Source organism: Winogradskyella sp. 266wxhm, from assembly GCF_058964685.1.
The window spans coordinates 190,313-208,932 of the sequence record NZ_CM179559.1; the positions used below are offsets into that span (position 1 = coordinate 190,313).

An 18,620-nucleotide genomic window follows, 5' to 3' on the forward strand; every position below is an offset into this window, starting at 1 on the left:
ACATTAATAACGTAATTGCATTAAAAAAGCTTTTAAAGAAATAGTTGTAACCTTTAATCCTTTAGCTTTTACTTGTAGGCCATTATCCGAAGTTAAAAGAATAGGATTTTCTGATTTGAATTTTAATGCCACTGTCAGAATCTGGTTATCAGGGGAATGTTTGTTAAAATCAACCGGTAATAAGGATGTATCTGATAATTCCATTCTTAAATCTCTGGTTTCCAAATGACCGTTTATTGACTTTAACGCTTTTTGTACATTTCTTTTTCCTTCGTTATCCAATTTAGACTTTAAATGATCCAATTCATCAATAACTTTTGCAGATAAGATTATTGGATATTCTTTACTTATTTTGGATATAATCTCGGGATAATCTACAAATACGTTTGTATCAATGATATAAAGGTTTTCCTTATTTTTATTGATCTCCTTTCGTGGTTTTTCAAATTTGGATGGGTCTATATAACCAACAATATTAGGTCTTTTTTGATTTTTTGTTTCGGTTATATTTTTTGATTGAATATTTTCTGTTTTTTCTTCACAATAACTTGAATTGCTTATTGAGAGCATGAATTGTTTTACATTTTTATCAATAACAGAATAGAATGAGGGAATCGTTTCGTCTGAAACAATTAACGTACAAAATTTAGATCTTGATGTGGCTACGTTGAAACGATTTGCTTGTAATGCAAATGGAATACCTTCAACCGGAACAAAGAAAATACAAAAATCTGTTGTAAGCCCTTGAACTCTATCAATTGTTTCTACTAAAAGATTTTCAGTGTTTACACATTTTGCAAAAATTTCTTTTTGAAGTGAACGAATGGAATCTTTATGAAAAGCTAAAACTGCTATTTCTGATTTCTTATTATACTGTTTAATTTGGTCAACTAATTGCACAATAAATCTTGAACATTCAGCAGAAGGAAGCCTACCTTCGGGTAGTTGGAACCTTATCAAACTCGAACCACCAAGATTATTCAAGTACTTTTTAAGCATTGGATAATTGAAAAAATCAAGTGGAAGCTTTATATCTGACTTGCTTTTTAATACATCTCCATAAAACAAATTTGTTCCTTTAATAGCGTTTTCAGTTAAACGATAAGATTCGGTTAAGATGTATTGCTTTGCACCTGGAAAATAAAAACTTATAGATTTAAGCCCACAAATCATCCAATGATAATTATTTATGTCTTCGGGCGCATATTCTTTATGAAAAATTGGTTCAAGTTGTTTAATATCACCAATTACTATGCATTTTTTACCAAGCTTTTTTGCTAACGCTATAGTTGACAAAAAGGCCTGACTTGCTTCTTCTATAATGATATAATCAAAGTGTTCATCAACGACTGCTTTCGTTGCAATTTGACTCATTATGTAATAAGTAGTCAACAACATTTGCGGTTGTTGCTTGCTCAAACTTTTAAAAGATTGAAGACCTTTTGCTTTTTCATTTTTTTGTTCTTCAGCCGTTAATGCCGATTTATAAACTTTACCTTGTTGTAATGCAGTTTTTAAATGCTCTTTCTCCGCTAATTCAATCAAAGCTCTGTTAGTTAATGCAGTAACAAGTATTCTAAATTCAGATTTAAGTAATGCACCACACAATAAGGCCATAAGGTAAGTTTTTCCTGTACCCGGTGGTCCTTGTATAATTATTGTATCTGTTTTGAAAAAATCTGTTTGTATGTTAGTTATAATGTCTTCATCCACAACTAAAGGCAGTGGATTCCAATTTTTCTCTTCAATGTTTAACTCTAATAGTTTATTTGTATTTGGCTTTACTTGTTTTAAAAAGTCCACAAGATTAATCAGGTATTGTAATGGCGGGTCAGTTGGGGCTAAAAACACTAAAGCATTTCTTTCATACTTTTCAATATCTTCAACTTTTACTCCAGACAGCCCAACAATAGTTTGATTGGTTTCATATTTAAAAAACACCGTTTTACTCTCAAATTGAGTAGCAACATTTGTTCTCAATTTCTCATAAGTAAGACCTCCCCAATTTTTCACATTATCATCTTGAATTGAAGAAACGAAGCATTGTAAATTTTCATTCTTACGTGGTGGAAAGCATATTTTATGATCAAACCTTACAATAATATTACCCCTAACCTCATCATATCCTTGGTATCTACACAAATAAAGCTGATTCTCTACAAACATTTTTGCTGCTTGTTTTTTCAGCAATTTTTCGAACTCATTTGTTTGATAAAGTAGTTCGTCTTGTATTAAGTTAATATGTTTACTATTATTGATAGTCATCTTCACTATTGTTAAATAATTTTAGGTATGCTTTAGATTTTTCATTTGCATTGTCTTTATCAATAATTAGTAAGTGTTTTTTCTCGCCTCTATTCGCTTCACAAAAAGCAATTAAATCTTCAAATGGTTTATCACCTTGAAAAGCAAGAATGTGGTTTGTGTTTAATTCAAGTATGTCTTCTGCCTTGTCATAGATTTTAATTCTTGATTTAGTATTAAAATCAAGAGCCATTTTGTATTTCTCATTTATCATTTTTAGAATCTCATTCGGATGAATATAGGCAAACGCCCCTCTAGCACTATGTACAAAATACTTTTCATCACCTATTTTTACAACATTAAAACCTTCATCCGAATCTTCATATTTAATATTCCTTTCTTTTGCTAATTTGATTTTAGCAATTAGGTTAAATAGTTTCTGTTTTTCTTGAGGATGATTACTAAAATCTTGTAATAAATTCTTTAAATCAGGTATGTAATCAGACCATTCCGTATCTTCAAGTTCTTCAGCTATAAATTGATTTACTTCATCAAGGAAAGAGGTATTGGGGTGTTGATCTTCTTCATTTTCACCTTCATTCCTTTCACCAAAAAATTCCAACAAATCTTTAGGTAAAAAATTATTTTTATCATCAGAGGCTACTTTTAGAAGTGTTTGCATTTTATCTTTTTTTGAATTTATATAAATGATGTTATTATTTACGGCATAATCACCATTCCTGTAGGCATAAAAAACATACTCTTTAATTTCATTAAGTCCGATCAGTAAAGGCATTTGATCTTCGTACAATAAAACAGTGAAACTCTCTGTTTCTTGCCATATTGTTGAATTTTCCTTTAATACTTCAAAGTTGTATTCCTTTTGTATTATTAATTCACCTTTACTTTTTCGACTTTCATTGATAACACCTACAATCTTCTTTAATGATTCAAACTGTTCTGATGCTGGAAGTTTTATTCCTTTTACTTTGAGCCATTCAAACGTATTAAATAGCATTGTTTCATCTTCATTAAATCGGGTGTCTTGTGCCAACCTAACATTGGAAAATTCATTAATATCTCCTTTCAAAAACTTACGTAACTGTACCAAAACAGTGTTTTCAGTCCAAATACCTAATTTTTCAAGTTCGGACAATTTAATTTCTTCGTTATTTATCCATTTTTTCAAATATTCAGGTAGTTTTTCATTTTCTAACGCATATTCAGACGGGAAAACAGCATGTTTCAAATCAAAACCCAATTTTGATATATCTGAATCTGGATTTTTTTGATGATAATAAACTAAAAAAAAGAATTGCTCTGGGTTTTCCAGTGTTTCGGCTTGTTCTATAAACTTTTCAAACACATTGTCTTTATCAACTTCTTCATTAACCCCAAACAAGATATTCAGTTTTTCATTCGGTATACCTAAACCATTAAATTGTGAAATTAAATCACTTATCAAATCACTATTTTGATGTGTCAATGGTAAAATTTTTGATAAGCTAAATTCTCTATTAGCAATTTCTATTCTATCAGTAAATAACGAAATCTCGGAAAGATTATAAATTGGGCCATCTTTTACTATTTTAACTCTCTGCCTAAAATTTTGAAAATCATTTTCCTTTAATTCACTGCAAGCCAATTCCATTATTTTGAACTCGTAATCATCTTTAGTATAGACAGATTTAGAATTAAACCTGAACTTTGAAAGTTCTTGCAGAAAAAGCTTTTTTGCTTCTTGATAATGTATAATATTTACAAGTTCTTCCTTGTGAAGATTAACATCTACAATCTCAATTATTTTTTTGTGTAAATCAATAGTCTTTACTATACCGTCTTCATCTTTATATTCCAAAAACTCATAAGGAAGTACAAATAGATTGTTAGCACAGTTTTTATGAATAAATTTTCTTGCTTCTGGATCGGCTGATTGTACTTGATACGTACTACTTGTTTTTTGAGCTATTGAAAAAGAATGTTCCGTTTTCTTTATGATATATTCCTTAAAAAACTGCTTTTGATTATCATGGTAAAGTTTTATCAGTGATTTTATTTCGTTTGCTTCTGTTAATTCAGAAAGGATTTTTTCTTGATTAGGAATAAATATTTCTTCAAATATTTCTTCTTGCTCGGAAAGCAAATAAGGTTTTAATTCAGTAAAAAACTCATCTTTGTTTATTTTGTAAGTATTTAGCCAACTTGCTGTATTAAGATTACAATCAATAAGTTTATTCAGTGATTTTATTTCGGAATTGCTGTTGCAAAATAGATGTAAATCTTTTAAGGTGCCTTCGACTACATTGTCAAATTTTGTTGCATCGCTAATGAAATTGAGGAATAGTTTTTTCTTTTCATCGGCTAATAGTTTATTTCCATTTTCTATGCACCATTTAGCAATTAGGTCATATTGTTTTCTACCATCGGGTGAGATAATTGTAGAAAAAATAGTAGGATAATCTTCAATCAACAATTCTGAAACGACCAGTCCTAATTTAATAAGTTCATTTTTTATTCCTTTGGTTTTGATGCTACTCAAAAAGCAATTTGAATATCTAAATTTAGGTCTACCATAATCATCCTTTATAATTACTTCGTTAAGCGAAAAAAACTTTCCATTGGTAAATTTAAAGAGTTTAATTTGACGAATCTTTTCTTTAGTTTCTGATCTTAAATAACTTTCTTCTAATTCATTTAAAAAGTCATTATACGCTGGTTCTTCACAATTAGCAATCCAATTATTTATACTATCAATATCGGCATTTTCTATAACGTTTCTTATGTCCCATTCTTCAATCCCCAATTTTTCAGATTTGATAGCTTCCTCTATAAGCAATCTATCTGCTTCATTATCCCACTCAAACCATTGAATATGACCTAATCCAAAATCCGCTAATTTTAGTTGAGATTTAAGCTTGTTGATTTTTACGTTTTGAGGATTGTTTGAATAGTTACCATTTTTTGCTGGTACAACTCCCCTTATATACTTTAATAAATTATTATAAAAAAATTCATTTTGCCAACCGCTCCCCGAAGAACCACTTGATGCTTCTTCAGACATTAATATACTTGTGAAAAGATTTTTAAATGTATCTCTGTTTGAAGATTTATAGACATCCATCCTGGCTATCAACTGTTTTGATAATAGCTCAAGTAGATTTTTATTGATAGGTGTTTCTGTAAGATTTTGTCTGTTACTCGATAATTCAAATAAATTACTGTGAATTACAAATGCTAATTTATTAACCTCTTTAACCGCAGGGAAATATTTGTATATATTGGGATGTTTTTTTATTTCGTTTGCAGAGCTAGCATTATCAGCAAAACAGATTTTAAATTTTGCATCTGATTCCTTGTCTCTCGTCTCTGTTAAGCCAATTTCATTGAAACTATCTGAACCATTTTTAATGGTAAATTCTAAAACATTAGTTGCTTCTATATCTTTGTTTACAAGGTTTTCATTTATAACTAATGTGTCAAGTGATTTTAGGAAATGCATTGAAGTGGATAATCCATTCAAATACTCTTGTTCCTGTTTTTGAAGATAATCAAATTTATTATCACCAAGTTTTAGAAAAAAAACAGTTCCACTGTTAGAGGGCTTCAAATCAATTTTATCACTACAAGAATTTAAAAAGGATTGAAAACTTTTTAATTCTTTGTTTTTAAATGGTTCAATTTCACTATAATCTAAATCTTTTACTTTCTCATTGGGCTGTGCAGGGAAATTAGTGATTAGAATTTTCAATATCCAAGGTGCATTATTATCGTTGAAGTGAACATATTCAAAATCATCTGCATTTAAAAAGCTATCGAATTGTGATTTATCTGACCAAGAAAACAAAATTGGACCTCTATACCCTTGATTATCTACATTGAGTAATTCGTTTAGTCCTGAAGATTTACCAACCAATCTATGCACCAATTTAAACCCTATCCCATATCTGCCAATTTTATCAGGGTCTTGTTTTCCATAACTTTGGCCGATATTCAAAATTGATTTAATTCCTTCTTTTGAAAACACGCTTCCGTTGTTTATGACCATTAAGTAATTCTCATCATAAAACATGTAAAATTTTGTAGAATCACTGTCAGCCGCATTTTGGACAAATTCGTAAATAGCTTGTCCGTCTTCGGCCATTTCAACTTCTTTTCTTAAGAAATCATATACATTTACTTTATCGCCATGATACATTGTAAAAAAACCTGAAAAATCTTCATGTTGTGCACCTATGAAATTTTCATCCCAAAATTCAGATGCTTGTTGTCTTGCTGGGGTTAAGTTCTTATACCATTGCCGAAAGGATTTAGCACTTTTTATTTTCATATTATTTCATTTCCAATAATTTAATACAGTTGGGCATTACAATACATTATTTACCAATACCTCTAACACGAGCATCATACAATTCGTTAAACCACATGGTTTTGAATAGCGTGTTAATCTTATCTTCTGTCATTTTATTGTAAAAATCCAACTTCTTATCAATGAAGTTTAATAATTCTGAATCTACTTCTTCGCTGAACTTATCTTTGATGTTATCCTTTGAGTTTCCTTTATTAAAGAAAGACATTAACTCTGCGTTCGAATAAATATTCTCTTTCATTCTTTTAAACTCGACCTTATCTTCATCAGTTAATTCTATACCGTAGGTTTCATTTAAAACCTTTATAATTTTGGTTAAGAAATCAAACTCATCATTATTTGAACCAGATGCTCCACTTGGTTGCATACCTTCTTGTTCACCATCTGCTGATTCTAACTTTAATTGGGTTGTGTACTTATGTTGAATTTTATAACTATCTAACTCTACATCGTTTACTACATCTAATGGCAAAGATGTTTTAGCATAAGGCAACTTTTTTATTAATGCTGTTAAAAACACATATACCTTTTCCAATTCTACATCGGTAAATGTGATAATTTGGCTTAAAAAACGATAGAGTTTCACAAAAGAACTGGCTGCGCTTTTAAAGGCTGCTTGGTCTTCCTCTTCTAAATTATCTACAAAACGAGCCGCTATCTCTTCTAAAATAGGTTGTAGCTTTTCAAAGTTATCCTCTTCCGTAAAAAATATACTGGCAAAAGCTTCAACTTCTTGAGGGTAGTACACTTCAAAACTTTCCACCTGATTTAAGCTATCATAAATCGCATTAGGGTCTGTTAAGTTTTCTTCTTGAATAAAGTTTTTACCGTAATATTTTTGAAAATCTGCTTGTACATCTTCTGGATCGTTTACAAAATCTAATACCATAGTAGATTCTTTACCTCGCGCATTTCTATTTAAACGTGATAAGGTTTGCACGGTACTGGTACCTCCTAATTTTTTATCAACAAACATTGTGTGCATCATAGGTTCATCGAACCCAGTTTGGTATTTGTTTGCAACAATTAACAAGCGGTATTTAGGTAGTTTAAGCGCATCAGGAATGCTAATTTTCCCACCTAAATCATTCATATTGGTTTCGGTATATTCCTCACCTGTTTCATCATCCTTTACAGTACCTGAAAAAGCCACTAACGCTTCGTAAGGCAATTTCATTTCTCGCATTACATCGTCAAATTTTCTTTTAAAACGTACTGCGTGTAAACGTGATTTGGTTACGAGCATTCCTCTTGCTTTCCCCTGAATTTTATTTTGAGTTTCGGCTGAAAAATGTTCTAAAATAATACGAGCTTTCTTTTCGATTGCGTGGTCTTGTAAATCTACATAATTACCTAAAACACGTACGGTTTTTTTCTTTTCGTATTCTTTATCTTCTATATCACTACGCTTAATTAATTTGTAATAGCGTTTAAATGACATATAATTTTCTAATACATCTAAAATAAAACCTTCTTTAATGGCTTGCTCCATTGAGTAAATATCAAATGGTTCTTTACCACCATCTGCTTGTACTGTACCAAATAACTCAATGGTTTTAGGTTTAGGTGTAGCTGTAAAGGCAAATTGAGAAATATTAGGTTGTTGTCCTTTTTTACTGATTTCGTCTGCTATTACCTCATCTAAATCCTTTTCAGGTGTGTCTAGTTTAGCTGCATCTTCTAAACTTAAAGCTTTACGCATATGCCTTGAGGTCTCACCTGACTGTGAACTATGCGCTTCATCAATAATTACTGCATATTTACGGTCTGGAAACTCACTTACTGCATCTGAAATGACTGGGAATTTTTGAATGGTCGTAATAATAATTCTTTTCCCATCTTTGATTGCTGTTTTTAAATCTTGCGATGTTTTTTTCTCATCTACATATTCTACCATACCAGGAACATTGTCTATTTGCCTGATATTATTTTGTATCTGCGTATTTAATACACGCCTATCGGTTACTACAATAATAGAATCGAATAAAGCAGCATCATCCGTATAATTTTGGTAGAAATTAGCCAAACGATATGCTAACCAAGTAATGGTATTAGATTTACCTGAACCTGCTGAATGTTGTATTAAATAGTTCGTACCGGTACCATCAATTTTTAATTGGTCTAATAAACGCCTAACCGCTTTTAATTGATGAAATCTTGGAAACAACAACTTTGTAGATTTCTTTTCTACAATGGCTTTCTTTTTAGGGTCATACACTTTTTCAACATCTTCTTGTAGATTGATAAAGTTTTGTGCTAAATCCAATACTGAATCTTTACGTAAAATATCTTCCCAAACATAGGCTGTGGCAAAACCATTAGGATTGTAATTTCTTAACCCTTGATTAAACGGTAAAAAGAAGGTTGACTTACCTGCTAATTTGGTGGTCATAAACACTTTTTCTGTACCGATAGCAAAATGTACCAAACAACGTTGAAACTCCAACAAGGATTCCCCATTAGGGTCTCGGTCTTGCATATACTGTTTAATGGCATTGTGATGGTTTTGCCCAGTAAGTGCATTTTTTAATTCAGCAGTGGCTACAGGAATACCATTAATAAAGAAGCATAAGTCTAATTCATTATTATTTTTAGTAGAATACGCTAATTGTCTAATAATAGATAAACGGTTTTGCTTATACCACGTTTCGTGCTCTGGTGTTTTGTTGTTAGCTGGTTGAAAATATACCAAATCTAAACGCTCACCAGAAATACGTAATTTACTGCGTAAGGTTTTTAAGGTTTTGTTGTTACGTACACTTTTGGCAACCGCTTCTACAATTTTAGTATCTGTAGATTCCCCTAAATGGGTTTTTATCTTCTTATATTTTTTGAGTTGACTTTCTTTTATAAATGTCAATACATCTTCTGGTATGATGCATAATTTTTTATCGTACTTTTTTGTATTCACCAAGTTATACTCTTTAACCTCTTGGGTTAAATAGTTTACTATATGGTCTTCAAAATGTATTTCTTTAGTTCCTCCTGCCATAACTATTCTGTAAGTTTATGTATCTCTGCATCGTTGACAATGCTTTGATTTAACTCTTTTTTATTTTTAATCCCTAGTTTTTTAAGTTTTGTAGCCTGTAAAACTAGGTTATCATTACCCGTACTTAATTGTTTAAAAGAATCTGTGTAAGACGATTGTGCTCTTTCTAAATGAGTACCTACTTTTTCTAAATTATCTACAAACCCAACAAATTTATCGTATAGTTTTGCCCCTCTATCTGCAATAGCAATAGCATTTTGATTTTGGTATTCGCGTTTCCATAAATCCACAATTAATTTTAAAGCAGTGATTAAATTAGTTGGATTCATTAATAAAATACGCTTATCATAAGCATAATTCCATAAGTTCGGGTCTGCTTGCATTGCAGCAATATAAGCAGGTTCACTCGGTATGAACATCATTACAAAATCTAGTGCTTTATCATAATCGTCATAACCTTTAGTACTCAAAGCAATTATATGGGTTTTAATTGCTGCTATGTGGGCATCTAATTCCTTTTTCTGTTCCTCTACATCTGATGTTGCCAAATAGCGAGTAAATGCATTTAAAGACACTTTAGAATCTATGATTACATTTCTGTTATCTGGATATTTAATGACTGCATCGGGACGCATTTTTTTATTTTCGGAATCAGAACGTAAAGGTTTGCCATTTTCATCGGTTAACTGGTGCTCCATAAAGTACTCTTCGTCTTTACGTAAGCCTGATTTTTCAAGTATGGTTTCTAAAATCATTTCACCCCAATTTCCTTGTGTTTTTGCTTCACCTTTTAGGGCATTGGTTAGGTTTATAGCGTCTTGACTAATTTTATCGCTTTTCTCTGCTAATTCTTTTACTTTTTCACCTAATGAAAAACGTTCTTTTGCTTCCTTATCGTAAACTTCTTCTACTTTGGTTTTAAATGCTGCTATATCTTTATTTAGAGGTTTTAGTAACTCATTAATTTTAGCTTCGTTCACTTCTGAAAAGGACTTTGTATTATCTTTTAATATTTTACTAGCAATATTTTCAAATTCTGTATTGAACTTTTTACCAAGCTCCTCTATTTCTTTCTTCTGTGTTTCTAAATTTGCTTTTAATGCTTTGTTATCAGCTAAAGCTGATGCTAATTGTTTATTAGCTTCATTGAAATCGTTTGTTTTTTCTGTTAAACGCTCATTAGTTTCAGCTATGTTTTTTTCTAGTTTAGCTTCCGATTGTTTATTTTTTTCAATAGTAGCTTCTAGCCCTTTGTTAAACGATTTTGCTTGTGATAACCGCTCGTTGACGTCTTTTAAGTCTTGATCTAATTGCTTTTTTTGTTTCTCAATTTTTGTAAAGTCTTCTTGGTGTTTTAGAATATCCTTATTTAATCCTGAAATTACCACTTGGTTCTCTCTTAACTTTATAATAGCATCGTTGTTTTTAGCATTTAAAGTTTCATAATCCTTCTCTAAACTATCAAGTTTATTAATAGTTGAAGCCAATTCGTTTTCTGCTTGTTCTTTATTAGCCGATAACCTCGCGTTTTGAGCTGCAAATTTTTGCTTTAGCCATAAAAAGACAATAATAGTACCAAGTAGCACACCAATGATTAGATAAATATACTTTTCCATTTTTTATGATTTATGTTTTTGAATTTAATTTTCCCATTCTAATAGGGTTAAAAACTTATTGTAAACAGCTAGTAAAAGATCTGAAAGTATATCTAGATCTTGTGTTGTTTTATCTAGGTTTTGTAAGTACTTATAAGGTATTAGTATTGTTATTTCGTATCCAAAAGATAGATCAAAACGTGTACGATTACTTTCTTTAATTTTAATTGTCCAATTGCATTTTTCTCGCCAATTATAATTTTCAACGAAAGAATTATCAAAGAAACGCTCTAACTCGTCCCAAGATTCTCTATATCTTCTGCCAGTAAAATGAAAATTGTTGGTTGTACAAATAGGCTGCTTTTCATCTTCATTAGAAAACCATAAACCCGTAATATATCCTTGCCCTGAAAACTTTATATGGGATGTAATTTTGGTTTCAAACTTCTTTCCATTAATTTCTACCTCTTTTAGATTGCGCCAATTTTGATTATTTTTTGCATAAAAAGAATACCCTTGTGATTTTGTGTTTCCTGGATAAATAGCAACCACTAATGTATTATCCTCACGAAAGCTATATAAAACTTCATCAGCCCAAGGTAATGGAAATTGAAATCCTATACGACCACCTTTACCAATTAAGTTTAATTCTTCTATAGCTTCAGTTGCTGCTTGTAACCTTAACCAACGCTGTTGATTATAGGTTTCCTCATTTGGTAAACTAGCAAATGGTGTAACAGGTAACCAACCAGAACGATATTGCCTTATTAAGCCTAAAAAATCATGTAAAAAAGGTTGGCTTAAATTAGTGTATTTTTCAAAGTTATGCGTTTTATACACTTGCTCCATAACAGACAACCAACTTATGCTTTTAACTATTACGTCACTTGGTATTGTATCCGAATTTAGTAGCAGTTGATGTATTTGGTTATACAATTGTTGCCTGCAATCTTCACCATGTCTTTTTACTTCAATAATAATTAATACATCATTTAGATTTATAAAAATATCGGTTTCTGGTCTGTAGTTTTCTAATTGTTTAAAGCTATATACATCAAAAAAACCAAGCATTTCTAACTCTTGACTTGTAAGCGCTATAGCGTAGATAGACTTGTAAGCTGTACTATCTACTTTTAACAAGTTTACTTGAATATCTATAAAAAAATTAGCGTTAGGATTAAAGTTATTAAATAAGTAATCATAATCTTCTGATGATATAACACCCTTAATAAACTTATGAAATAACACTTGGCTATTTTGTAAGCACAACACAAAAGCCCTACTAATATTGTCTTCTATATGCTCTTTAGCTTGATTGTGGCTAAAAGGCCTAAATATGTTTAGATGCCTATCCATACATTAACTGTTTGGTTTTTGCCAATCTCTTACATCTATTTTACCCGTTACTGCTTCTGAAATTAAAGACTGACGATAGTCTTTGAGTTTTTGGATTGAGGTTTTTACGTTTTCTAAAAGAGTATTTACTGAATTGTCATTTGAAATTAAATACTCTTTGATTTCAATTTGTTCTTCAATTGGAATTAATGGAATAGGTGACTCTAAAAAATCTGATTTCGTAATGTTCTTCATACTGGGACTTGTTCCACTTGCTTTTGAACTAACCAATTTTCTGTACAAGTCAGATTTTAAGATATAACATAAAAATTCTACATCAATTTCACTCGAATCTTCAATAACTGTCTGCCATAATCGATCAGGTAAAAAAAGATTGTCATAATCTTTATTCACATACCCTAATGATCCTACTAAATCAGGTGTATTCATTCTACTAATTATTATAGAATCCTTCCTAACTGGGCATTTAAGTCTATTAACTTCGTTGTCAACAACTTTTTTGTTTTCCAATGGATTAAAGTCGTAAGCAAATACTGCACTTGTTTTTAATATCCCATAATCAGAACCATTTGGTTCAACAATTTCTCCTTCGGAATTAACACTAACTCCTGACTCTAATTCATTAATAACAAATTTCAACTTCACCACCTCCCAATGCTCTGGAATGTCACCCAACCACTCAATGCCACTATCTTTTAAGGCTACATTTTTATTTAAACCTTTGGTTACTGCTTCGTTAATAATGGCTTGTCGTTGTTCTTGTAGTTTTTGTATAAGGGTTTCTTTTTTGCTAATTAAGGTATCTATTAACTGGGTATGGTAATCGAGATAGGCTGCGATTTGGGTTTGTTCTTGTTTTGAAGATGGAATAATAACAGGTAAATTTTCAATTTTACCCATTTGTAAATTAATTCTTGTGAATCCTTTTGCTTCAATTGATAATGTCTTTCTATAAATATCACCAGACAATAAATAATTTAAAAAACTAGCATCAACTTCCTCTTGATTATATAACCTGAAACCTTTACAAAAGCTATTTAAATATGTGTTATTTAATTCATCTTTTAAAACAGATGTTTTTCCTATATCATCATAATTTTCAGAACTCATCAAGAAAAATAAATCGTTCTTTTTTACATCATTCTGATTTTCATTTTCAAAAATCTCAACTGTGTCTAATTTTTCAGAGTCTATTTGAAAATTATTTGCAATATTCGTAAATGGTATATAGTGCTTATTAAATTCAGAATCTTCTCTTCTAAAGTCATCTCCTTTCTTTCCACTTAATCCACTATACAAATAGCCTAAAAACTTCAACTTAATAGAGTCCCAACTTTCAGGAATATCTCCAATCCATTCTACACCACTATCCTTATATGTCTCGTATGCCTTTTCCATTAGCTGATTAGGTCTTTTAATAAGTCAGCAATGTCATTCTCCAAGGTTATAATTTCAGTTTTAATTTCACTCGCTGGTCGTAAAGGTGTATAGTTATAGAAATACTTGGTAAAGTTAATTTCGTAACCAATACGGGTTTTATCGTAATCTATCCAAGCATTAGGCACGTGTGGTTTTACTTCGGTTTCAAAATAGGTTTCTACATCTTCAGTCAATGGAACACTTTCTGAATCTCTTTTTTTGGTATCTGGTTTTGGATTGCCTTTACTATCTTTAACTATATTTCCTTTAGCATCTACTTTAGGCTGTTCAACTGTTAGTTGGTAGTAGCCAAAGTATTCGTTATCGAATATTTTAGAGTGGTCGGTTTCCTCAAAGTTTTGGTACATTTCCAATAACTGCGCAATGTGTTGCGATGTGATTTCGTTTCGTTTGTTACCCAAACTCTTTTTGTTGGGTTGGCAGAACAGGTGTTTTTCTTTGTCTTTTCCGTTACCATCTGTTTTAATGATTTTTTTAGCATCACCATTTATCAACTGCACTTTCCCTTTACGATGTGGTGCTTTATTATTGGTTAAAAACCAGATGTACGTGTTAATACCTGTGTTATAAAACAAATCTTTAGGTAAAGCTACGATACATTCTAACCAATCGTTTTCTATAATCCATCGACGTATATCGCTCTCGCCACTACCCGCAGAACCTGTAAACAAGGGTGAACCATTGGTTACGACACCAATACGAGAACCTTCGCGTTCCATTTTAGATAACATATGCTGTAAAAACAGTAATTGCCCATCACTAACTCTTGGTGTACCTGCATAGAAACGTCCAGAAGGATTTAAGGCTTCATTCTCTATAAACTTTCGGTCTTTTTTCCAAGTAACGCCGTACGGTGGATTTGCCATTATATAATGAAAGGATTTCCCTTGAAAACGGTCTTCGCTAAATGAATTACCGTGTTTGATATTATTGGCATCTTCTCCTGTAATTAAGGCTTCTGATTTTGCTATGGCATACGATTGTTCGTTAATTTCTTGTCCGTAAGTTACTAATGTCGGTTTATGATTACTATCGGCACATACCTTATCGAGAATAAACTTTTTACCCAAGTTTACCATACCACCTGTACCACAAGCAGGGTCAAAAATGGTACGAATGATACCTGGTTGTGATAGCTTTTCTTTTTCGCCTGCGAAAAGGAAATTGTTCATAATTTCAATCACATCACGAGGTGTAAAATGCTCTCCAGCTGTTTCGTTAGATTGCTCGTTTGATATACGAATTAACTCTTCAAATACATATCCCATACCGTGATTGTCGATAGCCTCTGTGTGTAAATCTATTTTACAGATGGCATCAATCATTTCGTATAACAACCTGTTTTTAACCAAACGTGCTACAATTTTATCGAATTGGAAACTCTCTAAAATTTCTTGTACCTCTGGGTTAAAACTTTGCAAGTAGTTGTTAAAGTTAATTTCTATGTATTGCGGTTCGTCTTTTAAAGACTGTAAAGTATGTTTAGATGTATTATAAAATTTTAAGCCACCTGCTGCTTTACGCAACACGGGAATTAATTTTTCTGAAGATAGTTTGTCGTGGAATTTTTCGAAGGTTTCACGAACTTTTGCATTTACAGGTTGTAAAATACAATCTAATCTACGGATCACTACAAACGGTAATACGACATCGCCAATCTCATTTTTTTTGAAGGCATCACGTAATACATCGTCTGTAATCTGCCAAATAAATCCTACTTCTACTTTATTATTTTGGTTGCTCATTTTTAGTGTTTGTTGTCTTTTATTTTGTTTGACATTGCAAATATGGGGATAATGTGTGCATTTTTAGTGCACAGATTAAAAATTTAAAAAACCCGATACTTTATCTCCTATTATATCGTCTGGATTGTTTCCTTTTGTAAAATCTAAAATCTTTTGAAAATCGTTAATTCTTAATTTTAAATATTTATAATTTTCATTATGACATAGGCTTTCATAATCTAATTCTTTCCCCTTTGATAATAATACGCCTTGATTGTTCCAAAACGTAAATGAATCACCTGCTTTAAGTCTCTTATAATTTGTTATTATTGTTCTATCGTGTTCTTTAGAAGTTTTAATAATAGTTACACTACAACTTTTACCCGTACTATCATTAAGAACTTTTTTTAATTCTTTAACTACATCGTCAAGGTTATAACTAATAGAATCAGGATTGGCAAACAGTACAATTCTTACTTTGTTAAAAGATAGATTAGTTAATACATCAATCGCTTCGTATAGATTATGAATTGTATCATCACCATTTTTCTTTGATAATATATATGGATCACCGATAATTATATCTGTAAGAGGTAATGAAAAGGTTCTTAAATCATTCCAATTCTGAAAACCTACTTCTCCAATTCTCCAACGTTTATGAAATACATAATCATCTTGGTTAAAGAATAATTTCTTTGTCTCGTTTATTTCTTCTCCTAATAGTGCAATTAAAACCGAACCAGCTCCCAAAAGTTTATAACTATCTGCATCATCAATCCAATAAATTGATGACAACTGTTCTGAATTAAAATGAATAGCTGAATTTGTTTTTAATGGCCTGTTTGGGAATGCATTGTCAAATGTAGTTTCCGTATCAGCAACACCGCTTGTTAAGGTTGGAATAATTGCTGATAAATTTTCATTCTCTTTTAATCTATTTTTAGAAAAATTAAAGTTGATATTTAATTGTTGTTTTAACAATTTTAAAACATCATGAAATAAAGCGTGTTCTTTTTGACTTAAAAAAGATTCTAAATTAGTTTCGTCAATATATATATCCATACCTTATAAAATATCAAAAGCTAAATCTGAACTTACATCAAAAAAGCCTGGTTTAAAGTCATTCATAAATTTACCGTCTTTACGATACTTCATTATATAAGGTGGTTCTTTTATATTAACTGGAAAATAAAATACTTTAAAAGGATTAGGGTTTAATGAATCTAGATCACCGTATTCTTGTGTTTTAGTTAATACTTGAGATTTTCTAATCATATACTCTGAATGGGTTTCTACGATAAAATTAAAACCATATTGTTTATGAACTTCGTTAAAAAGGTCTGTTAATTTAGATTGTAAAGCAGGATGCAGGTTTAATTCAGGCTCTTCAACCAAAACAGTGATATACTTTTTATTCTTTTTACTTAAACGAATTAAACTTGCTATTTTTAAAATGAGTGTCATTGCTTGTAAAGATCCCATACCTTTATCAGAAAGAGATACTGCTGTTTTAGAATCTTCTTCAAAGATTTTAAACTCATACGCCTCTCCAGCTTGCATATTAATATTGAAATCTACACCAACTTCAAATACTTGCATCCATTCTTTGATAAACCTTGTCTCCTCATTATTTTTTTCACCTGCTGTTAATTGATAAAAATTATGTATCGCTTGTGCAAGTGCATTGTTCTTGTCTCTTAAATAAAAAAGTGCTGATTGTTTAGAGGGATTTGCACCAATAAAGTAAAAGTATTGTCGGTTTATAGATTGGGTTATCTTATTAGAAAAATCTGTTAAGTGGCCACTATTTCTTTTTAACTCTAATACATCATCGAAATTCTTAATTTCTTTTTTACTCTTGGTTGATAGTACTTCGTTATGTCTTATAAATTTTTCGATGGTGGCTCTCAAAAGATTATCATCATTATTGTCATATGGTAATACATCTGATAAAGGATATGTTAACGTGTATTGTTTATCACCCTTTAACTTGTTTTCTTTTGGAAGTAATTTTTTAGCGTCTTTAAGCTTTTCGCTTGCTTTTCTATGAGCTGTCATTAATTCAATTGACTCTTTAGATGTTTTATCGGTTATAGCATCTAATTCCTCTTGTAATTCTGATACTGAATCTTCAAGTTGTTTTATAACATTAAGTTTATTATCATCAACTTTTTCATCTTCAATAAGCTCTTTACTTACCGTAATATTACCTTTTGAATAATTGATATTTAAGTTAGTACCCGTTTTAGCATCATTAACACTTAATACATTTACTTTTGCTTTCGTGTTTTCATCTTGTCCGGATATGATAATATGAATATCAAATTCATCCAATTGATATTCAAATGTAATGGTAGGCTCTTTAGATATATTGTTTTTTGCTCTACCAAAGGTTACAATATTAGCATCTTCAAGTACGACATTATCAAATGAAAAGGTATCTGACAACTGATTTTGTAGGTAATCGGTAATTAATAGTAATGCTTTTACCATTGTAGATTTACCTGAATTGTTTCGTCCTACCATATAGGTAATATTTCCTAATTGAAGCATTGGGAAATTTTGGAAACGTCTGAAATTTTTAAAGGCAATACCTTTTCCAGAACGTTTCACTTTTGATTCTAAATATTGTTTTTCCTCAAGTTCACGTTCTCTAATTTCACGAAGCTTTTCTTTTTCTTTGAGTTTCGATTCACTAACTTCTTGGGCTTTTTCGCGTTTGATAGCGTCTGTCTGAAACTCATCAGAAAGCATATCATAAACCTCTTGTGAAATTTTTGTATTAGGGCTCTTCTCAATTTTGACACCTTTTGATTCTAAAAAATCCAAAGCACGATCTATTGAGATATTTAGTTCCCTTAATACTTTATTTAATCTTGTTATTTGCGCCATAGTTGAGCTAA

The 18,620-nt window shown here is 30.9% G+C and carries 9 protein-coding genes; all 9 read right to left on the reverse strand.

Annotated features, from left to right (window positions below):
• Nucleotides 1-3 precede the first annotated feature (3 nt).
• Nucleotides 4-2,265, reverse strand: coding sequence for a PIN domain-containing protein (locus AC2H4K_RS00935; protein ID WP_493742698.1), 2,262 nt, complete (start codon nt 2,263-2,265; stop codon nt 4-6).
• The gene (locus tag AC2H4K_RS00940) at nt 2,252-6,571 is read right to left on the reverse strand and encodes a sacsin N-terminal ATP-binding-like domain-containing protein (RefSeq protein ID WP_493742699.1); all 4,320 of its coding nucleotides are present in this window, start codon (nt 6,569-6,571) and stop codon (nt 2,252-2,254) included. Before AC2H4K_RS00940 ends, AC2H4K_RS00935 begins: the two co-directional genes overlap by 14 nt.
• A gap of 46 nt (nt 6,572-6,617) precedes the next feature.
• Nucleotides 6,618-9,602, reverse strand: coding sequence for a type I restriction endonuclease subunit R (locus tag AC2H4K_RS00945; protein WP_493742700.1), 2,985 nt, complete (start codon nt 9,600-9,602; stop codon nt 6,618-6,620).
• 2 nt (nt 9,603-9,604) lie between these two features.
• Nucleotides 9,605-11,218 carry a DNA recombination protein RmuC gene (locus AC2H4K_RS00950; protein WP_493742701.1) on the reverse strand — a complete coding sequence of 538 codons (1,614 nt, stop codon included), beginning with the start codon at nt 11,216-11,218 and terminating at the stop codon, nt 9,605-9,607.
• A 24-nt stretch (nt 11,219-11,242) separates the two neighbouring features.
• Complete coding sequence (locus AC2H4K_RS00955) at nt 11,243-12,553, reverse strand: hypothetical protein (RefSeq protein WP_493742702.1); 1,311 nt, start codon at nt 12,551-12,553, stop codon at nt 11,243-11,245.
• 3 nt (nt 12,554-12,556) lie between these two features.
• Complete coding sequence (locus tag AC2H4K_RS00960) at nt 12,557-13,951, reverse strand: restriction endonuclease subunit S (protein ID WP_493742703.1); 1,395 nt, start codon at nt 13,949-13,951, stop codon at nt 12,557-12,559.
• The gene (locus AC2H4K_RS00965; RefSeq protein WP_493742704.1) at nt 13,951-15,738 is read right to left on the reverse strand and encodes a type I restriction-modification system subunit M; all 1,788 of its coding nucleotides are present in this window, start codon (nt 15,736-15,738) and stop codon (nt 13,951-13,953) included. Before AC2H4K_RS00965 ends, AC2H4K_RS00960 begins: the two co-directional genes overlap by 1 nt.
• Nucleotides 15,739-15,813: 75 nt before the next feature.
• The gene (locus AC2H4K_RS00970; RefSeq protein ID WP_493742705.1) at nt 15,814-16,779 is read right to left on the reverse strand and encodes a hypothetical protein; all 966 of its coding nucleotides are present in this window, start codon (nt 16,777-16,779) and stop codon (nt 15,814-15,816) included.
• A gap of 3 nt (nt 16,780-16,782) precedes the next feature.
• The gene (locus AC2H4K_RS00975; RefSeq protein ID WP_493742706.1) at nt 16,783-18,609 is read right to left on the reverse strand and encodes an AAA family ATPase; all 1,827 of its coding nucleotides are present in this window, start codon (nt 18,607-18,609) and stop codon (nt 16,783-16,785) included.
• Between the last annotated feature and the right edge of the window lie 11 nt (nt 18,610-18,620).